Here is a 19,415-nt window from a genome sequence, read left to right on the forward strand (position 1 = left end):
ACACCCGGTACCGAGACGAGGAAGACACCGGTGAACCACGCACAACTCATCGCCCTTGGACGCTCCTTGCGGGTCGCCGGCGAACACGGCCAGCGCCTCACCGACAGTGAGACGGCCCCCGACACCGACGAGATCCGCCGCGACCTCGAAAGGGCCCTGGACCTGCTGGACGAAGCGATCAGCAGCCCCAAGCCGGTCACCCGCTGCCCTGAGCACCCCGCCGGTCCTCTCGACCCGGAGGCCATCGACCTGTGCCTGCTGTGCGAGACCCGCCGCCGCACCGGACAGAAAACCACCCCACGACCGCGCTCCGCCGCACCCGATGACGAGCCGCCGGCGCGCGTGCAGTCCCGTCACCGGCTGCGGGCCCAGCAGCCCGAGCCCAGGAAGCGCTGGATCCCGGAGATGTGGAACGGACAGGCCTGGCAGGTGTGCGGCACCCCGCGGCGCAGCGAACAGGAAGCCGAGCAGTTCCTCGCCGACCTGAGCCGGGGCACGAACCCGGCACCGGCGTATCGGGTGGTGTACGCGTTCACCGACCACAACGTCGTACGAGTCTGGGGCACACCTGCACCACGCCAGCAGGTCGACCTGTGACGCCGCGCGCAGACCTGGCCCGGCAGAAGCTGAGGCAGGCCAAGGAAGACGCCCGCCTCCACCGCTTCACCGGGCGCTCCGCCTCTACCGGCACGAGGCAGCGGCGCGGGCGCACTCCGGCGGTGCCCCTTGGACAGGCGCTGCGTGAGATGTTCGCCCGGCGTGGCCTGCTCACCGAGGCGGAAACACAGATGATCACCCGCTGGCGGGCCATCGTCGGCCCCATCGCCACGCACGTGCACCTGGCCGGGTTCGACCCCGACACGGGCACCCTTACCCTGTGCGGGGCCTCCACCGCGTGGAACACCCAGGTGAAGCTCCTCGGCGACGCCCTCATCCGGAGAATCAACGAGGAACTCGGATCTCAGGCCGTACGCCGGCTGCGCGTGGTGAAAAGGGACTCCCCCTTCTACGGGTTGCCGCCCGACAGCCCTCTCGGACCCCTGCAGCCCCGGACGGTCCGCGAACCAGACCCAGCCACCCAGGCCGCCTTGGACCGGCAGACGGCAGATATGCCCGGTGAGCGCACCTGAGCATCCTCTAGGCCGGCACCCGCTGATACGCAGCAAGCCGGCGTTGTCCCTCCGGACGACGGACCATCAGACCGACGGGCCCGGCTCGTTGTCGGCCGCCGCTACGCTGATCTCGTGCCCACGCGATAACGGCATACAGGGCTGGGGAGACAGGGGAACCGCGATGACCGTCGAGGACCTCGACGCCGCGCTGCATCATCCGCACGATCTGCAGGCAGAGAAGGCCGTGCTGAAGGCGATGCTGCGGTCCGCAGACGCGATCGCCGACATCGTCGACGTCCTGGACGGACACGACTTCTACCGGCCCGCCCACGACCTTCTCTACACCACGATCCTCGACCTGTACGGCCGCAGTCAGCCCACGGACCCCACCGCCGTGATCAGCCACCTGCGCGAACAGAACCGCCTGGAGGAAGCCGGCGGCGCCGCCTACATCACCGCACTCCTCAACGGCGCCTCACCGTCCCGCAAATGGATCACTGAGGCCGAACGCGTACAGAACGCGGCCATGCTGCGGCGCATGAAGAGCGCCGCGGCCCATATCGAGAACCTGGCCTCCGAAGCCGAACCAGACGCCGCCGAGCGCATTGCCGACGCCGCCCAGGCCGAAATCTTCGCCGCCACCACACGCCGCCCCCTGCTCCCACCCGCGAGCCCCCTCAGCGACGTCATGGAGGACACCCTCGACTGGATAGAAGCCGTCGGCAGCCCCCAGACCTCCAGCCTGCCCGGCGTACCCACCGGGTTCACGGAACTGGACCTTCTCACCGGCGGTCTGCACCCCGGGCAACTCATCGTCGTGGCCGCCCGCCCGGCCATGGGCAAGTCCACCCTCGCCTACGACTTCTTGCGCGCAGCGAGCATCAAACACAGTATGCCCAGCGCCCTCTTCACCCTCGAAGCCGACCGCCACGAAGTCGGCATGCGCATCCTGTCAGCCGAAGCCCGAGTCGCCCTGCACCACATGCGCTCCGGCACGTGCACCGACGAGGACTGGACCCGGATGGCCCGCCGGATACCCGACGTCACCGCCGCGCCCATCTACATCCAGGACGGCTCCTACGCCAACCTCCATGACCTCCGCGCCCATTGCCGCTACCTGCACGCCCGTATGGGGGTCCAGCTCATCGTCGTCGACGCCGTTCACCTGCTCACATACGGCACCAGGCAGCTCAGCTCACGCTATGAAGAGATCTCCGAGATCGCACGCTGCCTCAAACTCCTGGCCAAAGAACTCCAGCTGCCCATCGTCGCCATCTCCACCCTCAACCGCGGACCCGAGCAACGCACCGACAAGAAACCCCTGATCAGCGACCTACGCGACTCAGGAGCCCTGGAGGACAACGCCGACGTCGTGATCCTCATCCACCGCGAGGACGCCTATGAGAAGGACTCGCCTCGCGCGGGCGAGGCCGACCTGATCGTCGCCAAGCATCGGCACGGTCCCACCGCCACCATCACAGTCGCCTTCCAGGGCCACTACTCCCGTTTCGTGGACATGGCCCAGACCTGACTCACCTCGCGTCTGGCTCCGCCAACCTGCCTCCACCCCAGCAACAGCTCACTGTCGGACAGGCAGAGTTGCTGGGCCTCTGTGGGAGCTCAGGGCCTGCGGAGCGAACAGCACAACGGAGTTCGTCGCCGAGCATGTCGGCGGTCGGGTTGGTTCAAGCGGTCGGCGCGGCGGGCCGGTTCGGGGCCGGTATCTTGTGGTCGCTTCAAGGGTGAGGCCCGAACGTTCGCCCGGGTGGGGTTCGGACCGGTTAGCCGAACTGTCCGAAAAGTCGGACCGTCAAATCATCCGAACGGGTGACAGTTGGGACGCCTGGACCCCATCTACCCGCATGAGATTGGGGTGTTCACCGGAATCTGGGTCGCGAGGGTCCGGGGTACCCCTCCGGAGGACGTAGACTCTCCGTGGGTGTTCGTACTCTGCCCGTTCATCGCTGTCCTCTGGTGCCGCGGCCCGGAGGAAGCGGCTCACTCCGGACCACGTGTCCCGAGCCGCACAGAAGGATGACTATGGACGGAAACGAACAACCGGACTGGAACTTCTGGTGCTTCATCGCCAGCCTCCTGGATCTGCTCATCCAGCTGGCGTCGCTCCAGTAGCGACAGTCCGGGTGCCCGTGTCACAGGCCGCCTCCCAGCCAGGGGGGCGGTTCTGTTTTGCCCGGCGCTCCACAAGCCCAAAGAGGCGTGGACGCCTCAGCCAATGTACCTCGGTTTCGCTGAATCATCGAACTGCGCAGATCCGATATCTGCACTCTGACCAAAGCTCTGAGCTTCGGATCCGACAGCAAAGTTGAAAACGTCAGGCCGCCTGTCCGGTGCAGGACGCGCCTCTGACATCATTGGCTCTGACCTGCATCAACATTGCTCCGGGTGTTGCCCGGGCCGTCTGTGTGGCTGGGTGACTAGAGCGCCGACACTATTGACATCTTCAGTCGTCACATCGCATGACAGCAGCCAGACCAGTAGTTCTCAGGCGCAGTGTTGTTGACAGGAAGGTGATCGATCTATTGGGCTGCACGGCGCTGATTGTGCGTCAGTGTGGCTGTAGATGACTGAGGTTGCCTCGGTTGGTGAGCGCACTTGCAGCGTCTGAAGCGATCGTGCGTCACGTGGCGACAGCAGACGATCCAGGGTGGGTTGACCTAGCGTCGTCCACGCAGACGCTGATCGCTGTAGTTGGTGAAGCCCACTGCCGCTGCCGCGGAGTCGGCGAGTTGAGCCAAAGCGTGTACCGCTGCGTCCAAGGCCGGGGGCGGCAGCGCGCCGACGACCGGCTGATCGGCCTGCTGGTGGCCGCCGTCTTCACCGTCGCCCTGGTGCTGACCGTCGTCAACTGGCTGCTCGTCCACTGGTGGGTCCTGGCAACGTTGCCGGTGCGCTCGCGGTACTGCCTGCGGCGCCTAAATCCACCACACGCAGCAACAGGCGCGGTGGAACATGGCAGCGCGCAGGGCCTGCATCCTGGCCGAGTGCCGCACCAGCGCCCTCAAGCGGCTGCTGCACAGCGAGGAAGCCTCCACAGAGGCGGTGTACGAGGTGGTGCTGCGCCGCCACCCCACCGCTCACCAGGCTGCGGAGGAGGCCGCCGAGCAGGTCCGGTGCCGCACCGCCCAGTGCCTCCTGCAGCAACGGCTCGGCCGGCTCCGCGTGCTGCGCATCCGTGCCGTAGCGGGCCGACTACCGCAGCAAACGCCCTGAACACCGGCGAAGCTGCCAGTAGCCGCAACTGGGCCTGCCAGGTGACGTTCGGAATGCCAGTCCACGGCCGACGTGCGCCCAACTCAAGCCCGTCCTGGGCCGAGCAACCCCCGCGCGCGGGGACGACTCCCGTGTAGCACACCTCAACGTGTGCGAGCACCCCCCGCGGGCGCGGGAGGGCGTCATGGTAGGAACGTTTCTAGGATCGGTGTGGGCGGAGCGACCCTCGTGTGTGTGGAACCGATCCCTAACCTACTCACGTAAGTAGGTTGGCCACGGTTCCCCGCGAAGACGACCAGCACCCGAGCCCGGAGGGGCAGTTCGTACGGCCGCCAGAGACCCGCCGATTAGCGCGGGGAGACGACAGCGCGTACGGATATCCGTACGTGCTCAGTCACGAACTACTCCTGCGAGCCCGGGGACGAAAGCTCGGGCCGGGGCTTGGGCTCCGCGCCGTGAGTTGTCCGCGGTCGCCGCGAACGGATGCGCACCGGCCTGCAGACGGTCGCCGACTACATCGGGCGGCGCACCCGCTGGACCGCGGAGGGCGGCCTGCTCACTCGCGGCTACCCCCGCTGGGTGCGGATGCTGGTGATGGCCTCGGTCACCCTGGACACCGGTGCGCGATCCGGCTGGAGGACCTTTCTCCCGCTTTGGAGAAGGTCCGCATCGTGCGCCGGCCGCAGAACCGCCGTCCGGACGACCCGGTCTCCGTCGAGATCTACCCGCTGCGGAGGGCGACCCGGGCCGCCCTGCAGCGCTGGTTCCTGGTGCGCCGCCTGCTGATGAGCGAGGTCACGGGGAGCGCGGACGCCCTGTGGGTCTCGGTGCGCGGGAACCACTCTGGCACCGTCGATGAGGAGACCGGCCCGCAGCACCGGCCCGCCGGCACCCCCCTGCAGCCACGCGGCGCCGACCGTGCGTACACCGCGGCGGTCGCCAAGATGAACATCGAACTGGCCGGGACCGAGAGCTGGAGCCCGCTCCCGGAGCGGATGGAGCAACTGCGCCGCGGCGTCACGGCCCCGAGATCTACCTCGTGCCGCCCCGCCCGGACGTCGAGCTCGCCGCCATTTACATGGCCAAGCTGGAGCAGGCCGGCCGCCAGCTCGCCGCCCTGCCCGACGCCAAGGCCACTGCGACCACCGGCCGTACCGCCCGGGACGAGGCCCGGCACGTCCTGCGCGAGGCGTGGCGACCCGGCGTCGAGCACCAGGTGCAGCTCGACGTACTGTCCGTCTCCGGCCTGCTCGCCTACGACACCCCGCGCGCCGGATGGAAGCCCGAACTGCTGCGGACCCTGGACCGCGCTGCCCGCCTCGCCCCGCTGTAGACCCCTTGGGTCCAACAGGTCCAACCAGCCCCGGCCGTCTCCGCGCGCGGGGCTTTCGCCTGTCCAGGCGGCATGCGGCCGGAACACGCCGTACGACGGTGAGGCGGGAGGCACCATGGTCCCGAACCGCCCGTCGACCGCAGGAGTACCGCGCCCGTGTTCCGCGACCACCACCGACTCAAGGGTGGCGCCTCCCAGCTCGGCGCCACCGGCCCCGGCCGGGTCGGCCCCTTCGGCCTCTGGCCCGCCGACGAGCACCAGGACCACGAGCCCGCCGAGGGCCGGGCGGGGGAGACGAGGAGCGCATGACCGAGGACCGCGGGGCCGCCGGCCCGTACATCGAGTACGACGGGCTGCCCGTCCTGCACCGTTCGGAGGTGAAGCTGCCGCTGATCCATCCGTACGCCCCGGTGGAGGCCGGGCGCTACGTCACCCCCGGCGGCGGGCGGCTGACCATCCGCAAGGCCGCGAAGAACGCCGCCCATCTGCGGATCACGTTGGATCACCTCGGCTGCCCCGCGCAGTGCACCGAGGAAAAGAACGCCGCGTTCAAGCGGCTCGCCCTGGCCGCCGAGGGCTACTGCGTCCAGGCGAAGTGCCGCCTCTTGACCGAGCGCGAGGAGAAGAACAGCGTCGCCATCGCCTCCAACGAGTCGTTCGGCGGCTGGACGAAGACCTTCACCGACCCCCGGCTCTGCGCGGCCATCGTCGATCGCCTCACCTTCAACGGCACGATCATCGAAACCGGCACCGACTCCTACCGGCTCGCCTCCACCCGCGCCCGAGCCGAGGAACCCGCCAAGGCCGGCTGACATCCGCTGGCTCCACTCCGGCCTCCGCCCGTGAGGCCGGCGGCCGATCGGGCTGCGGAGCTACTTGCTGGCGCGGGCCACAAGCAGCGGCTGGAAGAAGCCTGTCTCTTGCGGCATTCGCCAGCCGGGGTCGACAAACCCGGCCTCAGCTGCGAGGCCGGCCAGTCGGTCCTGGCCGAGTGCCCAGTAGGTGGTCCGACGGACCTGGACGCGCCATTCTCCGCCTGCCGGAAGGAGTTGGAAGTGTTCCAAGTCGTAGCGCTCGCCGTCGTCGTGCCAGTGCCAGAGCTGGAAGGTGACTGTCCGTTCTCCGCCGCCGGCGGCCTGGTGGACTTGTGGAGGCGTCGAAGCGGGGCGGTCGCGCAGCAGGTCGTCATAGGGGCGCGTGCTGACCAGCAGCAGGCCATCGGGACGTAACACACGGCGCATCTCGGCCAGGGCAGCGTGCACATCCTGCTCCGTCAGCAGGTGAGGCAGCGAGTTGTCGGCGCAGACGACGGCGTCGAACTGGCCATCGGGAAACGGGAGGCGCCGCATGTCGGCGGCGGCCGTGCACAAGCTCAGGCTATGGCGGGCGGCCTCACGAGCAGCGCGGGCGGCGGCGCGGGGGCTGAGATCCGTCCCGGTGACGCGGTGCCCGCGCAGCGCCAGGCCGATGGCCTGCGTGCCAATGCCGCAGGAGCAGTCGAGCACCGCTGCGCGATCCTGGCCGATCAGGGCGTCCAGCGCGTCCCCCTGCCGGCGGATGCTCGCGTCCCAGTCTGAATAGATCAGGTGGTAGTCGTCGGCAAGTTCGTCGTAGAAGTGCGCCACTGATGTCTCGGCCATGGCCCGAGATTACCGGGCCTGGTTTCCCGGAGGCTTTGGTCACCCCCGTGGTCGACGCGAACGCCCTCACCACCGACAGTGCCGTCATTTCTCGTGAACATCTACGCACGCGCTGATCGCCGACTGCTGCTGAGACTCATCGACAAACGCTGCTGCTGGACGTGAACGAAGCCAGTTGCGCTCACCGTCGTCGCAACCGCTGGCGCGGGTGAGCACATCTGAACAGCATTTGAGCACGAAGTGGCCTGGTGACTGAGCAACAGGTTCGGCCACAATACAACCAGACCCGGTGACGAAGAATGATGACGGGTTGCAGGTCTGCGTAAAACGAAGGGTTGCATCAGTGAACAGGATCGATGCTGCTGGGTGCTAAATTGGCAGTACCGGCCCTGCACACGTTTCCGGGTACCGTTCACGTTGCTGGTGGGCACGCTGTAGAGCATGTGGGGCTGATGGCATGCTTCGGAAACTGCTCCCGACCCAGAGGCGACTTCATTCTTTGTTCGTCGGTTTCAAGACAGTTTGCGTTAAATACCCAAGACAGGTAGGAGATAAGCGATGCGGCTCATCAGGAAAATAGTTACCTCGACAGCAACCATAGCTGTAGTTACGGCAATAGGGCTGGCGGCAGCCCCATCGGCGATGGCTAGCGACGGTAATGCAACGCTCCCTAATGGAAACTTGTCGTTTGTCCCGGCTGTTAGCGCTTCGAACTGCACACAGTCAACGCTCAACGGTCTGATGGCGCGGTCGAGTGCGATTGCAGAAGCCAGCGACCGATTGGATCGTTACATCGCTCTCACTCAGAACGAGAACTCCATCCGTGAAGCCCTCGCAGAACGGAACGCCCTTGAACTGCAGTATTGGGCACTGAACCTGCACATGCGGGCGTTCGTGGATGGCTGTCGCGCCGCAATGCATCCCATAGGTTAGCAAGCAATGGGCCTTTTCAGCGTTGCCGCTCCAAGGCGAGGACCGCAGCAGCGATGACCATCATCCGGTTCGGACTGCAGCGGCTTCGGCGGAAGATCCGCCAGGACTTCAGCCGGGCGACACCTCGTTCGACAGGAGCACGGGCATGGGCGAGTGCCCGGTTCAGCGTCCGCTCGGTCGGTGACAGTTCTCCGTTGGGCGGGCGGCGGATTGCGGTGGTGACCCGGGCGCCGGCGCCGATGTAGGCGCGGTCGGCCACGATCGGGACGCCTTGCCGTTCGCAGATCCGGATGATGCGGTGGGTGCGGGCGGCGGTCAGATCGTGAGCGCGGCCCGGCAGTGCCGGCGAGATCCACAGCAGCCGGCCTTCGGGATCGGTAACGACCTGCACGGTTCACGCCGTGGCGCCGGTGCTTGTGGGAGTAATCGGTGCGTCCGTCGCCCAAGCGGTCGCACTCGCTGAGCGTGCCGTCCAGGAGCACGTAGTCCGGGTTGTGCTCGCGCAGGGTCTTGAGCAGTCCCGGCGCCCGGTCCGCGAGGAGTCGCACGACCGCGGAGGTGTAGGCGTGGGCCGTGCCCACGGATATGCCGAACCCGGCGGCGATCTGGCCGAGGGTGTCGTGCTTGCGCAGGTAGGCGAGAGCGACGAGGGCGCGCTGATGCGGGCGGAGCTTGCAGCGTCGGTCACCCTCACGGGTGACGATGAGCATCGTGACCCACTCGACCAGCGCATGAGGCAGGTCGAGTGCGGCAGGATAGGGAACCAACAGGGCTCCTGGACCGGCAGGTGGAGACTTCGAACACCTCATCCAACGGCGCAGGGGCCCTGTCCGTTGCGGGCACCGAGGCCATCAGCCCCTCCACGCTGCCGGGGGCGGCCTCGATGAGAACGTCGCCGCGCCGGTCACGGACGTACTGCTCGGCCCAGGTGAACCAGGCCCGGTAGTCGGCGCGGATCGCCGCGCCGGCGCTGCGGGGGTTGTCGCGCAGCAGGGGGAAGTAGTCGGGGTGCTGGGCCTTGAAGTTGTCGCCGACCAGCCGGGTCGTTCCGGGCCGCATCGCGCGGCGGACCATCCGGGCGGCCAGCAGCTTGCCCGCCCCGGGCTGCCCCATGACGTAGACGGCGCGCGGATCGTCCCGGGTGACGATGCCGTTCAGGTAGGACGGGACGATCAGCTCGTCGAAGACCCACCGGTGCTCGCTGGTGGAGAGCCGGTGGTAGTCGACGCCCGGCGCGCGCCGTCGGGGCTGGGCGATGCGGCGGACCGGCTCGGCGAGCGCGGCGGCCCGCCGCGCGTCGCGTACGACGGCCAGGCGCTCGTCCTCACCCGGTACGTCGCGGTGCACGCGCACCTCGGCGCGGGCTATCTCGTGGTGGAACGCGGCCGTCTCCTGGGCCGTCCATGCGCGGGCGCGGCCGCGGGCGACCGCCTTGTCGGCGGCGGGCCGGCGCCGCCACGCGCCGTCGATGAGCTCGTTGTTGTACAGCACCGTTGCGTCGCGGGTCACCACGGTGATGCGGTCGGCGAGCTGCTCGGCCTCGATGACCGCGAGCGTCGGGAGCATGTTCGTCGCGCAGGAGTCGTGGTTGGTCCACGACACGAACCGGCCGCCCGCCCCCTCGGAGGCCTCGGTGAGGAACCGATCGAGGATGCCCAGCTGGCTCCACGCCTCCGGCGTCGCGAGCGCGACGACCTCGATCCGGTGCCGGGATCGGCGGTACGCCGCCGATGCCGCACGAAAGTCGTCGAGGTCGGCGAGGGCGGTCTCGACGACTGCGTCCAGGCCCTGGTCGCGGACGTACTCCTCGACGGCTGCCTGCCAGGAGCTGGTGTCCGGCCGGACCTTCGCGCCGGCGGTACGGACGTCGGCGGCCAACGCCGCAGCGTAGTGACGGTGGGCGGCCTTGTAGAGGTCGCGGCCGATTCGTACGGTGCCACCGCGCTGCCTGAGGGCCGCTTGGACCAAGTCGGCGACCTTCGTCTTTCCAGCCCCCGGCTGGCCACCGACGAACCCCACGACCGGACGGGCCTGGGGCACGGCGCTTGCAGCGGCTGCGGGCAGGATCACCCGCCGCAGGACGTCCCGGCTCTCGGGGGCCGAAAGTACGGCGCAGTCGTCCACGTCGTCCACAGGGCCTCCAGCGCTTCCACGGTCGAGATCGTCCTGGCAGACCACAGCCGCTATGAGCAATCCATGTGAAATCCAATGTTAAATCCAATGAGTGATTGAGGTAGTATGCGGCATGGAGGTGAGCTCTGTGCCCACTGAGAACGAGCTGTTCAGCGCCGTCGACGCGCTGCTGGAAGAGGTCGCTCAGGACGATCTCCCGGCACCCGAGGAGCGCAAGCGTCTGCGCGAGGCCGCCGGGCTGAGCCAGGAACAGATCGCCAAGGCTCTGAAGAGCCGGCGGGAGACCATCGGGAACTGGGAGTCAGGCGTCACCGAACCGCGGCCGCCCAAGCGTGCCGCGTACGCCCGGCTCCTGGAGGGCCTCGCCGCCCGCTTCCCCGCCCCTGCCGCCGACGCGCCCACCCCCGCTCCGGCGCCGACGGTGCCGGAGGCGTTCACCGGCCCCGCGCCCGTCCCCACCCCGGCGGCCGAAGCGCCAGCGCCCCCGGCTGCTGCCGTACGACCGGCGCCCGCTGCGAGGCCTGCCGCGTCGTCCCGGCGCCCGGGTGCGAAGAAGGCGATGGCGAGGAAGACCACGGTGTCGACGGCCGCCGTCGGCCCGCGCTTCGAGAACGGTCCGCTCGCGGTGATCCACTGCGAGGACGGGCAGGTGTCGGCGTACTGCGTCGGCGGCCTGGTCCTGGACGTGCCTGCCAAGAGCATCCCGGCGCTGGTCGACTGGACACTGACCGAGGCCCGCCTCGGGCAGGCCCGGCTGCACCGCCACGGCCGCGACGCCGACCCGATCCTCGTCCTGACCGCGGCCGCGCTCGAGCGCTACGGCCTGCCCACCGCCCTGTCGAATGAGGAACGCCGCGCGGGCCGACTGTCGGCCGGCCACAAGGTGGTCAAGCAGATCCAGCGGGCCGGACTCCAGCTCACCCAGCGCGGCTTCGGACCGTGGGCCCGGGTCTACCGCGACCCGGAAGGCTCGAGGCGGCGCTGCGTCCAGCTGTGCATCCTGCCCTGGAACGCGCTGGACGCCCGCGAGTGGGACAAGAAGGACGACCCGCAGCTGCCGACGATGCACCCGGCCGACCTCGCCCGCTACCTCGGCCTGTACGCGGCCCGGGTGATGACGCCGCGCGGCAGCACCGCGACGACCGGCCTGGAACTGATGACCGCACTACGCCCGCCGACCCGCGCCGAGAAGGACCCGGCCACCGGCGAGTTCAAGCGAGCCGACAACGACGACGCGCTCACCCAGCTCTACCCCGTGGTGGAGTGCGAGGTCCCCGACGAACACCCGATCCTCAAGGGCAAGTTCGCCCGGCACCACATCCGCACCCCGGCCGAGATGCTGATGGAGGAACCCTACGACTGGTGCCGGCCGCTCACCGACGAGGAGTGCGCCAACCCGTACCTGGTCGTCATCGACCTCAACATGTCGTTCGCCGCCGCCGCGAACGGCCTCACCGTCGGACTGAACGGACCCACCCACCTGGCCGGCAACCCGAAGTTCGATCCTGCACTGCCCGGCTCGTGGCTGGTCGACCTCAGCCACGTCGACCTGTCCCGCGTCCAGATCAACGGCCGCACCCTCGACGGAGAGCGGCTCCCGAGCCCGTTCACGCCGAAGGGCGACAGGCCCGAGGGCCCGGCCTGGTACGCCACGCCCACCGTCGCTTACGCGGTGGAGCTCGGCTTCGACGTCGCGCCGATCGAGGCGTACGTGCGCACCCAGACCGGTCGCTACCTGGACCCCTGGTATAAGCGACTGCGCGACGCCTACGTGGCCACGATGGCCGACATGGGCGTCACCACCGACCTCACCGGGAGCGAGTTCCTTGAGGCGATGGCGCGGCGCAAGCAGGTCGACCCCACGATGGCACTGCTGGAGACCGCGATCAAGGCGACCGCGAAGGGCGCCATCGGCAAGCTGCGCCAGCGCAGCCGGGGCCAGGTGCCGTACTACGAGCCCTACCCGGCGCTGAACCGGGAGACGTGGCGCCCCGACATCCGGGCCGCCGTGCTCGCGGCCCAGCGCGTCGGCCTGCACCGCAAGCTGATGAAGACGGCGGCCGCAGCCGACATCTACCCGGTCGCGATCGGCACCGACGCCATCGTCTACCCCTCACCCGGACCGTCCCCACTGGACGTCCTCCCGTACTCCCCCGAGGGCACACCGGCGCCCGGCACGTTCCGGCTCGGCGTCTCGCCCGGCATGGTCAAGCACCAGGGCACCCAGACCGTCCTGTGGGCGGAAGCCCAGTTCGAGGAACACGGCGGCGTCTTCAACATCGCCAACCTCATCAAGACCGACCAGACGGCCGGGGAAGGGGAGTAGCCCACGATGGTGGACTCGCTCGGGGACAGCCTGGACCGCGCACTGGAGTCGGCGTTCACCCGCCGCCCCCCGCAAAGCGCCCAGGCGCAGATGAAGTACCTGGTCAAGCAGCTCAAAGGCACCAAGGCCGCCGCCCAGGCGCTCGGGATCTCACAGCGCACCGTGGAGCGCTACGTCGCCGGCAAGCTCAAGCGGCCCCGCCAGGACCTGCGCGGCCGCATAGAGCGCGAGGTCAAGAAGCGCTGGCAGCCGCAGGTGCGGGCGAAAGCGAAGAAGAAGGCGGCCTCCACCGACGGCCTGGTCGTCACCACACGCGCGAGGTTCGGGTTCACCGCCGCACCCGGCACCACCGACGACGCCCGGATCCGCGACATCACCCAGGCACTGCCACCCGAGTTCGCCGACCGCCTCTTCACCGCCCGGGAGCAGGGCGCCACCGAACAGCAGCTCCAGCAGATCGCCGCCGACGGCCTCGCCCAGATGTACTTCCGCGCCAGCAACACCCGCGCGCACGGCCTGGGCGTGGAGTTCACCGACGTCGAGCACATCCAGATCGAGCTGTAGGCCATGCTCCTTGTACGAGCGCCGTGTCCCCGGCATGGCAGCTGCCGGGGACACGGCGGCGTGCCCGCCAGGACAGCCACGGCACGGTGGCAGCGTTGACGGCCCCGCAACGCCGCCAGGCGGGTGGTGCCCTCCGTGCCGGACAAGGCGTTCAGCAGTCGTCGACGGCGACGACGGCCGGGTCGGAGCAGGCACGAGCGGGGCGAGGGCGGTGGCGGCTCGGGTGAGCGGCTCCCGTACCGCAGCTGTAGTCTGCTTGCCCGCCACCCGATCCCGTGCAGTAAGTTCGTCTGCCTCGCAATGAGGTTCGCAGGTGACACAGCGGTTAGCACGGCCCAGTGCGGGCGTCACGCTGAGCAAGGGCTGCGGTGAGATTGTTTCGGACCGTCACCGTGATCGGATGTTCTTCGCCGAGCACCCGCTCGCTGTCGGTGAGGGTCTGCTCGTACAGGGCGATGGCGCGGCCCAGATCCCCTGCTGACCTGTAGGCGTTGGCGAGGCTGTTACGGGAGGTCAGGGTGGACGGGTGGTCCTCGCCCAGCACCCGCACCCGGTCGGTGAGGGTCTGCTCGTACAAGGCGATGGCGCGGCCCAGATCCCCTGCTGACCTGTAGGCGTTGGCGAGGCTGTTACGGGAGAACAAAGTGTCGGGGTGGTCCTCGCCCAGCACCCGCACCCGGTCGGTGAGGGTCTGCTCGTACAGGGCGATGGCGCGGCCCAGATCCCCCGCCGACCTGTAGGCGTAGGCGAGGTTGTTACGGGAGGTCAGGGTGGACGGGTGGTCCTCGCCCAGCACCCGCACCCGGTCGGTGAGGGTCTGCTCGAGGAGAGGGATGGCGCGGCCCAGATCCCCCGCCGACTCGTAGGCGCCGGCGAGGTTGTTACGGGAGGTCAGGGTGGACGGGTGGTCCTCGCCCAGCACCCGCTCGCTGTCGGTGAGGGTCTGCTCGTACAGGGCGATGGCGCGGCCCAGATCCCCCGCCGACTCATAGGCGTTGGCGAGGTTGTTACGGGAGGTCAGGGTGGACGGGTGGTCCTCGCCCAGCACCCGCACCCGGTCGGTGAGAGCTCGTTGGAGGTATGTGATGGCGCGGTTGGGCTGGCCTTGGTTGTTGAGGAAGCTTGCGGTGCGGTCAAGGATTTCTGCAGTGGTAGTGGTGTCGGTGTCCTGCGGGGTGTGCTCGGCGAGGGCGACGATGTGGGGAAGCAGGGTGCGCCAGGCGGGCCAGGTGTTGGGAGTGGTCCAGGCGGCGGGCAGGACGGCGCGCAGGTTGACAGTGGCCCGGTCTCGGGCCTGGGCGATGAGGGTAGGGCTGCGGTGGGGGTCGTCGGGGTCGGGGGTGCGGGCGAGGGCCTGGACGAGGCGGTGGACGGCCAGGGTCTGGGTGGCGGGGTCGGCGGTGACCATGTTGTAGGCGGTCAGCAGGCCGAGTGCCGTGTGCATGGTGGGTGGGTCGTCGGGGCGGACCGCCAGGGTGGCGGGGATCTGGTCGGGGGCGTACCAGGCCAGGATGCGCAGCAGGCCGGCGGCCTGGGGCTGGAGGTGAGTGATGCGGTCGAGGGTGATGTTCCAGATCCGGGCGATGGTCCGCTCGGCGGGGGTGGTGGCTGCACCCTGCCGGTACATCGCCGCCGGGTGCCGGGCGAGCAGCTCCAGGTAGGTGCGGGGGGTGGTGAGCGGGTTCTGTGCGAGGTACGCGGCGGCCTGTTCGACCGCGAGGGGCAGGTGGCCCAGTTCGTCGCACAGGTCGGCAGCACCGTCCAGGTTGCGCGCGGGGCTCGTTGCGGTGGCGATCCTGGTGAGCAGAGCGAGGGATTCTTCGGGGTGGAGGACGTCGAGGCGGACCAGCGTGACCGCAGTGCTCCAGCCGGTGGCGAGGCGGCTGGTGATCAGGAACCGGCCGCCGCGGGCACGGCCGAGCAGGCCGGCGATGTGGCCGGGGTCGGTGATGTTGTCCAGGACGATCAGCCAGCCGGTGTGGCAGGCCAGCCACTGCAGGCCCCACTCGGCGAGCGCCTCGACCGACAGAGCTCTGGCCAGGACGGGCTGCAGGGCGGTGGCGAGGTCGGCCAGACCCTGCCGGACAGCGGTCGGACTGTCGGCGGTGATCCACCGGACCGGGGCGTAGCCGTGAGGGCGGGTGGCGGCCCAGTGGGCGGCCAAGGTGCTCTTGCCGATCCCGCCCAGCCCGTGCACGGCCTGAACCAGGGCCACACCGGGAGCGGCGAGGGCGGCGTCGAGCCGCGCGAGTTCGTTGCCGCGTCCCACGAACAGACCCGGCCCGTGGGGCAGGTCGTCCAGACCCGCGCGGGCCTCCACCTCGGCGGGAGCCCGCAGCTCCCCGGGGGGCAGGTGCACGGTGGAGTTGTAGATGCCGGAAACGGCGATCCCCCCGCCGGTGGCCGTCGCGTCCCCGCTGCGCAGCACCTCCTGCCACGTCCCCCCCGGTCCGGGCGCCATGGACGGCCGGATGCTACCGTCGGCCGGCGGGGCCTGGCCGGTGCCGCCCGTATCCGCCCGCACAGCCAGGTCCGCGCTTGCGCCCGTGCTGTCCTTGCGCCACGGCCAACGGACCATGCCGCCCCCCTCTGGATCCCTTACCGATTCCGGCGTACCGGGGCTACTCGTTGACGATGCCGCTGACGGCGCTGGAGCCCGCCCCGGTGGCCTCGGCGTCCCCAGTGTGCACCGCCCGCGCCGGGCCCAGGGCTCCGCCGCTCTTCTTGATACCGGTGACCGCGCTTCCCCCGTCATGCGCCACCGCCCGCCCCGTGGCGACGGCCGCATCACCGGTCGATGCGGCGACGAACGTCAGCAGCTCGCGCAGTTCCCCGGCCACGCGGTCGCGCCCGGCGTCGTCGAGTCCTTCCAGCAGGGCCTCGAACCGCCCGGCCCACAGACCCTCCTGCCGCAGCCGTTCCGCGGCCGCGTCCCCCGCACCATCCGCAACCAGGACCCGGGCGGTGTGTTCGAGCCGTTCGAGTTCGGCCTGCGCCCGCGCGGCATCACCGCGGCCGAAGATCAGCCCGACCCGCCGCTGCAGCTCGTTCCACGCGTCCGTACCCGCGGCCTGCACCACCGCGCCGCCACCCGCCGCCGCCAACGCCGTCAACGCCTCCGCCAACATGCTCCTGCCCCTTTCCGTATCCGCGGATGGCCGCCCACCGCCTTGGAGACACCGAGCGACCGCACAACCGTCACCCCGCAACACGTTCAGCAGCCACGGGGAGTTCCCGGTCCCGACAGCATGCGTGGCCCGCCACCGAGCCGTACCGCAGCGGTGGCGATCGGGTTCGGTACGGCGGTCGAGCGTGGCTGCTGGCGGGGTGCGCCGCGCTGTTGTCGGACCCGGGTCTGAAGGGGTGCGGCTGATCCGGTGCGCTTGGCGGCCGTGGTGCTGATGGTGAAGGTGTCGGCTGGCTACAGCACGCGGATCACCGCGAAGGAGCTCGGTCGGTGGATCGGGCTAAGGCCGTCCCGGGCCGCCCACCTGCTGATCGCGAGCCGGGCTGCCTCCGGCGCTCGCGATCACGTCCGACGATGCCTCGGCCCCGGCAGCCGCGCCGTCGGGGCCGAGGGGGCGGCTCGCCTCTCCCTTTCCTGGACTAGGTACTGGGCATGAGCGGGATGCCGTACTTCATCCAGCTCTGCATGGCGCTTCGGGAGTGGCGGCTGGCTGCCCCGGTGGCGCAGCGACCATGGAAGTTCCACCACAGGACGGCGAGAACGTGCTCGCCGATGTCGATGTATACCGGGCGTCGGCAGGCTTGCAGGGTCGGCCAGCAGGGCTGCCAGCGAAAGACGATGTCCACGCGGTCATCTTCCTGCAGAAGTAGACGGTGGTCGGTGTAGGCCTTGCGGCCGTCGAATAGCCAGGCGTCGGCTGTTTGCTCGCGGGAGCGGAACTCGTCCGGGCCGAGCGCGCGTGACTGGATCTCCAGTCGCCATCCGTTGTACAGAAGGCAGTCGCTGCGCCGGTCAGGGCCACGAAGTTCGGTCGCACGGCCCCAGTTCTTCCACCCGCGGTGCCAGCAGGACTCACTCACTGTGCGGCGGCCTCCTGGAGCAGGGACACGTCCTCCTGGTCGAAGCCGAACAGGGTCAGGTCGGTCCGGGCCAGGTGCTCGGGCAGTGTCATCATCACACCGGGTTCTTCGATCGTGGCGCGGAGCCGGTCCAGGCGCTCCTTGCTACGCAGGGCATTGAAGCGCCGGCGGCGCTGTTCTCGGCGACGGATGTCTGCGTTGGTCGACTTGACGATCTTTCGCAGTCGGCTGATCTCGGCGGCCTCGGCGGCGGCGAGTTCCGGCAGAACCTTCTCCAGCTCGTCGACCTCGTCGAGCAGCAACTGCCGAGGCGACTTGTCCTCGATGACGCCCTGCTCATCGACGGTCGTGATACCGATGACTGTCGGTCCCTTCTTTGACCGCTGCTTCGGCACTTGGCCATCACCATCTGAGGTGACGTCCTCGATGGCGGCCGCAGCCATCTCAAGATCAGACTTGATCTTCGAGTATCGGCTACTACAGGCCGACTTGAGCAGCTTGTCGAGGAGCGGGGCAAATTCGGGGTTGTACTTTTGACCGGACACATTCATGAAGAGCCGGGCCCGCTGCTCTGTTTCCGATCCGCCCGCATTCATGGCGCGCAGTACTTCGCGGTCCAGCGGGTCACGCACTCTGTTGGAATAGCGACCCCGGGGTTCGGCGGACACGTGAGTGGTCATGCGGTTTCCTCACTTTGCACGAGTCGGATAGAGCGGGGGCGGACCTGGAGGACGCGCTCAGTCCAGTCGTTGACGCTGTCCCTGAGCATCTCGATCGAGTCCCAGACGTCCGGGTCGTCGATGTCGGCAAACTCCTCGGGAGGGAATTCCAGAACGACGCGGGATGACTTATGTACCTGGTCGAAGAAGCGGACAGCCCATGCGGCTCGCGGATCCTCCTCCTCAGGGCCGGTGAGCTGTCTCACCGCCTCCGCTGCCCGCTCCTGCCGGGTCTGCAGCGCGCTGCGCACGACGTCGGCAAGCTGGGGGTCGGCGCGGAGAAGATCACGCACAGCGCCCGAACTCACGAGGGCTTTGGTGGCGGCAGCGTCACTGGCGATGTGCGCTACGACTGCTTTCTGCACGTCTGGCCGAGCGAGCTGGGCCACCACAAGCGACGGAGTGATGGACTCACTGTGGCCGGCGTTCCCGATTCGTTCCCGATAGGTGTCCCTATTCAAGAGCGCCGCTCCGCGCCGCTCTGCTTCATCGAGGAGCTCGAGAAGCACTTTCACCCGGCGTTTGCGGTCGTCGTCGTCAGCGCTACAGCAGTCCACCAGTGCGGACCAGGGCACAGCCACGGAGGTGCCCTCGATCCGAGCCCGCAGGGATGCCGGCATGGTGGACGAGGTACGGCAGTAGTTCACGAGCGTGCCCACTGCGTAACCGAGTTCTTGCGCCAGGGGGAGCAGAGTGGAATGTGCTGCCGCCTGGGACCCGTGGACGATCTCCGCGCATACGTCTCCCAGGCCGAGGCGGGCGGTCACCCGCTCGCGTGTAGACCTGTGGTCCAGGCCAGCGAACTTCCTTGCCCGCTTCAGCTGTTCCTCGGTGAACCCCCGTCTCGCAGTGTCCCGCGCCAAGGGTTCTACCCATTCTTCGTGCATGGCGCCGAAGGTAGAGATGGGGACTGACATTCCAAGGCCCGCTCTTCACTCATTCGGCCCAGCAGTCACTAAAACGCGTGAATATTCTTATCGCATATCAAAGCAATTTACGATTAGAAGGAGTCACTTCTTCACGCTGCCGGGGGCGGCTTCGATCAGGACGTCGCTACGGCGGTCGCGGACGTACTGCTCACCCGGGCGAGCCAGGCGCGGTAGGGCCCACGACCTGGGCGTGGAGTTCACCGACGTGGAACGGCTCGACATCGAGCTGTGATCACCCGCCCATAGCTGGGGCCCCGAACCGCGCGCCGGTCCGGAGCCCCAGCGACATGCCGCCGCAGGATCAGCCAGTGGCGGCCTCTCCTCGGCAAGCTTCTTCCCCACCTGCTGGTAGTCCTCGTACGACACAGCGTTCAGCGCCTCGATCCGGCGAGCGTCTCCACCGTCTCGTCCTCCTTCATCGCGGTGTCCATGAACTTCAGCAGCAGCT

Annotated in this window: 16 protein-coding genes and 3 pseudogenes; 10 read left to right on the top strand and 9 right to left on the bottom strand. The window is 68.9% G+C overall.

The window, feature by feature from the left end; genetic code table 11:
* The first annotated feature begins 30 nt into the window (after positions 1 to 30).
* The 3 genes from IE251_RS36995 to dnaB all read left to right on the top strand — a co-directional run bounded on the left by IE251_RS36995 (position 31) and on the right by dnaB (position 2,643).
* On the top strand, positions 31 to 597 hold the full coding sequence (locus IE251_RS36995) for a hypothetical protein (protein WP_189757324.1): 567 nt from the start codon (positions 31 to 33) through the stop codon (positions 595 to 597).
* Complete coding sequence (locus IE251_RS37000) at positions 594 to 1,130, top strand: DciA family protein (protein WP_189757325.1); 537 nt, start codon at positions 594 to 596, stop codon at positions 1,128 to 1,130. The genes IE251_RS36995 and IE251_RS37000 overlap by 4 nt, the downstream gene beginning before the upstream one ends.
* A gap of 163 nt (positions 1,131 to 1,293) precedes the next feature.
* Positions 1,294 to 2,643, top strand: a complete 1,350-nt coding sequence (gene dnaB / locus IE251_RS37005) for a replicative DNA helicase (RefSeq protein WP_189757326.1) — start codon at positions 1,294 to 1,296, stop codon at positions 2,641 to 2,643.
* Between the two features lie 1,144 nt (positions 2,644 to 3,787).
* On the opposite strand, the gene IE251_RS37010 is transcribed toward dnaB, so the two are convergent.
* Positions 3,788 to 3,994, bottom strand: coding sequence for a hypothetical protein (locus IE251_RS37010; protein ID WP_189757327.1), 207 nt, complete (start codon positions 3,992 to 3,994; stop codon positions 3,788 to 3,790).
* Positions 3,995 to 4,082: 88 nt separating this feature from the next.
* Between IE251_RS37010 and IE251_RS37015 the strand changes: the two genes are divergently transcribed.
* The 5 genes and pseudogenes from IE251_RS37015 to IE251_RS37035 all read left to right on the top strand — a co-directional run.
* Positions 4,083 to 4,343, top strand: coding sequence for a hypothetical protein (locus IE251_RS37015; RefSeq protein WP_189757328.1), 261 nt, complete (start codon positions 4,083 to 4,085; stop codon positions 4,341 to 4,343).
* A gap of 1,039 nt (positions 4,344 to 5,382) precedes the next feature.
* On the top strand, positions 5,383 to 5,676 hold the full coding sequence (locus IE251_RS41465) for a hypothetical protein (RefSeq protein WP_229897096.1): 294 nt from the start codon (positions 5,383 to 5,385) through the stop codon (positions 5,674 to 5,676).
* A 156-nt stretch (positions 5,677 to 5,832) separates the two neighbouring features.
* Positions 5,833 to 5,985, top strand: a complete 153-nt coding sequence (locus IE251_RS37025; protein ID WP_189757329.1) for a hypothetical protein — start codon at positions 5,833 to 5,835, stop codon at positions 5,983 to 5,985.
* Positions 5,982 to 6,269, top strand: a pseudogene (locus IE251_RS37030) (DUF6420 family protein); the annotation flags it as partial. The gene IE251_RS37025 and the pseudogene IE251_RS37030, both read left to right, overlap by 4 nt.
* A gap of 6 nt (positions 6,270 to 6,275) precedes the next feature.
* Positions 6,276 to 6,488: pseudogene (locus IE251_RS37035) on the top strand (ATP-binding protein); the annotation flags it as partial.
* 60 nt (positions 6,489 to 6,548) lie between these two features.
* On the opposite strand, the gene IE251_RS37040 reads toward IE251_RS37035, so the two are convergent.
* From IE251_RS37040 to IE251_RS37050, 3 genes and pseudogenes are all read right to left on the bottom strand, one after another.
* Positions 6,549 to 7,316: a class I SAM-dependent methyltransferase gene (locus tag IE251_RS37040; protein WP_189757330.1), complete on the bottom strand. Its 768-nt coding sequence runs from the start codon at positions 7,314 to 7,316 to the stop codon at positions 6,549 to 6,551.
* Positions 7,317 to 8,265: 949 nt separating this feature from the next.
* A pseudogene (locus IE251_RS37045) lies at positions 8,266 to 9,016 on the bottom strand (transposase).
* Positions 8,940 to 10,382, bottom strand: a complete 1,443-nt coding sequence (locus IE251_RS37050) for a zeta toxin family protein (RefSeq protein WP_229897097.1) — start codon at positions 10,380 to 10,382, stop codon at positions 8,940 to 8,942. Before IE251_RS37050 ends, IE251_RS37045 begins: the two are co-directional and overlap by 77 nt.
* Positions 10,383 to 10,494: 112 nt before the next feature.
* Between IE251_RS37050 and tap the strand changes: the two genes are divergently transcribed.
* Both tap and tpg read left to right on the top strand, forming a co-directional pair.
* Entirely contained in the window at positions 10,495 to 12,708 is a 2,214-nt protein-coding gene (tap, locus tag IE251_RS37055; RefSeq protein WP_189757331.1) for a telomere-associated protein Tap, read from the top strand.
* Between the two features lie 6 nt (positions 12,709 to 12,714).
* Positions 12,715 to 13,272: a telomere-protecting terminal protein Tpg gene (gene tpg / locus IE251_RS37060; RefSeq protein WP_189757332.1), complete on the top strand. Its 558-nt coding sequence runs from the start codon at positions 12,715 to 12,717 to the stop codon at positions 13,270 to 13,272.
* A 325-nt stretch (positions 13,273 to 13,597) separates the two neighbouring features.
* Here tpg and IE251_RS37065 read toward each other — a convergent pair whose 3' ends face one another.
* From IE251_RS37065 to IE251_RS37085, 5 genes are all read right to left on the bottom strand, one after another.
* The gene (locus IE251_RS37065) at positions 13,598 to 15,733 is read right to left on the bottom strand and encodes a tetratricopeptide repeat protein (RefSeq protein ID WP_189757333.1); all 2,136 of its coding nucleotides are present in this window, start codon (positions 15,731 to 15,733) and stop codon (positions 13,598 to 13,600) included.
* A 160-nt stretch (positions 15,734 to 15,893) separates the two neighbouring features.
* Complete coding sequence (locus tag IE251_RS37070) at positions 15,894 to 16,400, bottom strand: hypothetical protein (RefSeq protein ID WP_189757334.1); 507 nt, start codon at positions 16,398 to 16,400, stop codon at positions 15,894 to 15,896.
* Positions 16,401 to 16,878: 478 nt separating this feature from the next.
* Positions 16,879 to 17,319, bottom strand: coding sequence for a hypothetical protein (locus tag IE251_RS37075; RefSeq protein ID WP_189757335.1), 441 nt, complete (start codon positions 17,317 to 17,319; stop codon positions 16,879 to 16,881).
* Positions 17,316 to 17,999, bottom strand: a complete 684-nt coding sequence (locus tag IE251_RS37080) for a hypothetical protein (RefSeq protein WP_189757336.1) — start codon at positions 17,997 to 17,999, stop codon at positions 17,316 to 17,318. The genes IE251_RS37075 and IE251_RS37080 overlap by 4 nt, the downstream gene beginning before the upstream one ends.
* On the bottom strand, positions 17,996 to 18,925 hold the full coding sequence (locus tag IE251_RS37085; protein ID WP_189757337.1) for a hypothetical protein: 930 nt from the start codon (positions 18,923 to 18,925) through the stop codon (positions 17,996 to 17,998). The genes IE251_RS37080 and IE251_RS37085 overlap by 4 nt, the downstream gene beginning before the upstream one ends.
* Positions 18,926 to 19,415: the final 490 nt, after the last annotated feature.

This window comes from Streptomyces eurythermus (assembly GCF_014649115.1).
Classification (GTDB): domain Bacteria; phylum Actinomycetota; class Actinomycetes; order Streptomycetales; family Streptomycetaceae; genus Streptomyces; species Streptomyces eurythermus.

Bases quoted from the DNA above. Each gene is read 5' to 3' on its own strand.
- tpg (WP_189757332.1), top strand. From the start codon at position 12,715: ATGGTGGACTCGCTCGGGGACAGCCTGGACCGCGCACTGGAGTCGGCG.
- IE251_RS37070 (WP_189757334.1), bottom strand. From the start codon at position 16,400: ATGTTGGCGGAGGCGTTGACGGCGTTGGCGGCGGCGGGTGGCGGCGCG.
- IE251_RS37085 (WP_189757337.1), bottom strand. From the start codon at position 18,925: ATGCACGAAGAATGGGTAGAACCCTTGGCGCGGGACACTGCGAGACGG.
- dnaB (WP_189757326.1), top strand. From the start codon at position 1,294: ATGACCGTCGAGGACCTCGACGCCGCGCTGCATCATCCGCACGATCTG.
- IE251_RS37065 (WP_189757333.1), bottom strand. From the start codon at position 15,733: ATGGCGCCCGGACCGGGGGGGACGTGGCAGGAGGTGCTGCGCAGCGGG.
- IE251_RS37040 (WP_189757330.1), bottom strand. From the start codon at position 7,316: ATGGCCGAGACATCAGTGGCGCACTTCTACGACGAACTTGCCGACGAC.
- IE251_RS37015 (WP_189757328.1), top strand. From the start codon at position 4,083: ATGGCAGCGCGCAGGGCCTGCATCCTGGCCGAGTGCCGCACCAGCGCC.
- IE251_RS37080 (WP_189757336.1), bottom strand. From the start codon at position 17,999: ATGACCACTCACGTGTCCGCCGAACCCCGGGGTCGCTATTCCAACAGA.
- tap (WP_189757331.1), top strand. From the start codon at position 10,495: ATGGAGGTGAGCTCTGTGCCCACTGAGAACGAGCTGTTCAGCGCCGTC.